The sequence below is a fragment of the Staphylococcus pasteuri genome (assembly GCF_003970495.1).
GTDB classification, from domain to species: Bacteria; Bacillota; Bacilli; order Staphylococcales; family Staphylococcaceae; genus Staphylococcus; species Staphylococcus pasteuri.
Genome location: NZ_RXWW01000052.1, coordinates 1 through 3,687 on the forward strand (window position 1 = coordinate 1; position 3,687 = coordinate 3,687).

Consider the following 3,687-nt stretch of genomic DNA (forward strand, 5'->3'; position numbering starts at 1 on the left):
GTTATTTAATTTTATGGCATTTTTATGATTGATATTCTTTTAAAAAGATTATACAATAATGTTGTTAAATCATTGGAAGTCATTTCTTGGCTTGCAATATCTAATGAAACGCTACAATTAAATATTAAAAGTACAATTGTAATTAAGCATATAGTATACATATAACGATAATCCTTTTAATTGTTAAATTTTGTGTCCAATTTTTTAGAGAGAAACGATTGAACTTGTAATCACTAACTCTAACTAGACATTGAACAATTGAGAGGATAATTTTTTTTGTAATTATTTTGTAAATTAAGTTTACTAAAATTTGAAGTGTTTTTAAATTTTAGTAAATAAAAATAAGAACAATTAAACATAACGAATATATTTGTTTATATACAAAAATAAATAAGCGTTGCAAAACAATATTGTTTATATTATATTTGAGATGACAACGATATGTATAAATATATGGTTGTTACATATAATTTTTAAAAGTAGCTAGGAGGAAAATATGAAAAAAGACTAGATTTTTTACCTAACAAATTGAACAAATATTCTATCAGAAAATTCACAGTAGGAACCGCATCAATATTAGTAGGAGCTACATTAGTATTTGGTGTTGGAAACCAAGAAGCTAAAGCAGCTGAAAATACTACTGAAGAGTCGTCAGCACAAACAAGTGAAGATACGTCCTCACAAGATGATGCTGTGAAACAAAAAGATGTTGTTCAAACAAACGAACAAACTACAAATAACAATGATCGTCCCGAACAAACAGATCTAACTAAAGAAAATAACGTAACAGAAGAACAATCTACACAAGAAGATTCAAAAGCAAATTCTTCTGAAGAACAAGTAACAAAAGAAGATGCAGCTAAAGAATCTATAACACAATCAAACACTAAAGCAGAAACAACAACAGAAGTACCAAAAGAAGAAACAACTAAAGAACAAACACCAGAAGACACAAAAACAGACATTACTAAAGAACAACCAACAAAAGAGGCACCAAAAGCAAAAACAACTGAAGAAAAAATAACAACAGAAGACTCACAATCAAACACTACTAAAGAACAACCAACACAAGAAGAACCAAAAGCTGAGACTACTACAGAACAAACCCCAGAATCCAATCAAACTGATTCAAAAGAAACTACTTCAGAAGAAACATCTCAAACAAAAACTCAATCTCAAAATTCACAAAAAACAAATAATTCACAATATGTTGATACTGTAGTTAATAATGTTCAAAACGCTACAACAAAACAAGATAAACAAGATGCTTTAACTAATTATATTGCTAATGCAAATAACACAAGTAAAGCAGATGCTAAAGCACAAGTTGAAAACTTAGATTTAGACTTTAATAATATTGATAAAAATACATTATTAAATGCATTAGCTAAAGATTATTCAAATAAGAAAGAATCAGAAACAACTTATGCTACTGAACGCTCTATAACTTCTACACCAAAAACTGTAAGTCGTTTAGCTGTAAGAAAATTAGCTGCTGCAAAACAAGGTACGAATGTAAATAATAAAGTACATTTTTCTAATATTGATATAGCTATTGATAAAGGTCATACAAATACTCAAACAGGCAATAAAGAATTTTGGGCAACATCAAGTGATGTATTAAAAGTAAAAGCTGATTACACAATAGATGATGATGTACATGAAGGCGATCAAATGACCTTTAAATACAGTCAATATATCCGTCCAGGTTCAGTGACTTTACCTACTACAGAACAAAATTTATATGATGAAAATGGTAGATTAGTTGCTAAGGGAGTTTATGATAGCGCGTCTAATTCGACAACGTATACGTTTACTAACTATGTAGATCAATATAATAATATTAAAGGTAGTTTTGAAAAAGTTGCGTTTGCCAAAAAAGAAACTGCAACTACTGATAAAACATCGTATCCTATGCAAGTGACATTAGGAAGTGACTCATATTCAAAAAATGTAATTGTAGACTATGGTAATAAAAATGTTCCAATTATTTCTAGTACTAATTATATAGAGAATGATACATTAGCACGTCATATGACTGCATATATTAATCAACCTAAAAGTACATTTACTACTGAGAAATTCACAACTAATTTAACTGGATTTAAGTTTGATCCTAGTAAAAATAATTTTAAAATTTATGAAGTAACTAATCAAAATCAGTTTGTTGATAGTTTTGCACCTGATACTGCAAATCTTAAAGATGTAACTAGTAATTTTAAAATAAATTACAGTAACAATAATCAAACTGCGACGATTGATTTATTAAATGGAGCTAAAAGTAGTAATAAGCAATACATTATTCAACAAGTAGCTTATCCTCAAGATAGTTCTACAGACACTAATGGTAAAATTGATTATAAATTAGAAACAAATGAAAAATCTTATGGATGGTCAAATTCATATGCTGCTGTAGCAGGTTCTTCTACTGCAACTGGAGATGCCAAAAAATATTCACTAGGCGACTATGTATGGGAAGATACAAATAAAGATGGTAAACAAGATGATACAGAAAAAGGTATTGAAGGTGTATATGTAATTCTTAAAGATAGTAAAGGTCAGGAAATTGACCGTACTACTACAGATGCTTCTGGTAAATATCAATTTGATAACTTACAAAATGGCACATATACAGTTGAGTTTACAACTCCAGATGGTTATACGCCAACAACTGCAAACGCTGGTAACGATGATACCGTGGATTCAGATGGATTAACTGTTACAGGCGTTGTTAAAGATGCTGACAACTGGACATTAGATAGCGGTTTCTATAAAACACCTAAATATAGTTTAGGTGATTATGTTTGGAAAGATACAAATAAAGATGGCAAACAAGATGATACAGAAAAAGGTATTCCAGGCGTAACTGTAACATTAAAAGATAAAGACGGTAATGTACTTAAAACAACAACTACAGATGAGAACGGTAAATATCGTTTCGATGATTTAGATAGTGGAGATTATATTGTACATTTCGATAAACCTGAAGGACTTACTCAAACAACTACTAACACTGGTGAAGACGATAAAGATGCTGATGGTGAGGATGTCCATGTAACTATTACTGATCATGATGATATGACTATAGATAATGGTTATTATGATGAGGACTCAGACTCAGATGCAGATAGCGATGCAGACTCAGATTCAGATGCAGATAGTGATGCGGACTCAGACTCCGACGCAGATAGCGATGCAGACTCAGATTCAGATGCGGATAGCGATGCAGACTCAGACTCCGATGCAGACAGTGATGCGGACTCAGACTCAGATGCGGACAGCGATGCAGACTCAGATTCAGATGCAGACAGTGATGCGGACTCAGACTCAGACGCAGATAGCGATGCGGATTCCGATTCAGACGCGGATAGCGATGCGGATTCAGACTCAGATGCGGATAGCGATGCAGACTCAGACTCAGATGCAGACAGTGATGCGGATTCAGACTCAGATGCAGATAGCGATGCAGACTCAGATTCTGATGCAGATAGCGATGCAGATTCAGATTCAGATGCCGATAGTGATGCGGATTCAGACTCAGATGCAGACAGTGATGCGGACTCAGATTCAGATGCCGATAGTGATGCGGATTCAGACTCAGATGCCGACAGCGATGCAGACTCAGATTCTGATGCAGATAGCGATGCGGACTCAGACTCAGATGCCGACAGCGATGCAGACTCAGAT

Annotated in this window: 1 protein-coding gene; it reads left to right on the forward strand. The window is 33.1% G+C overall.

From position 1 onward, the window contains the following. Nucleotides 1-528 precede the first annotated feature (528 nt). Nucleotides 529-3,687 (forward strand): SdrD B-like domain-containing protein (locus CD121_RS12415; RefSeq protein ID WP_257214274.1); only part of this gene is annotated, 3,159 nt, incomplete at its 3' end.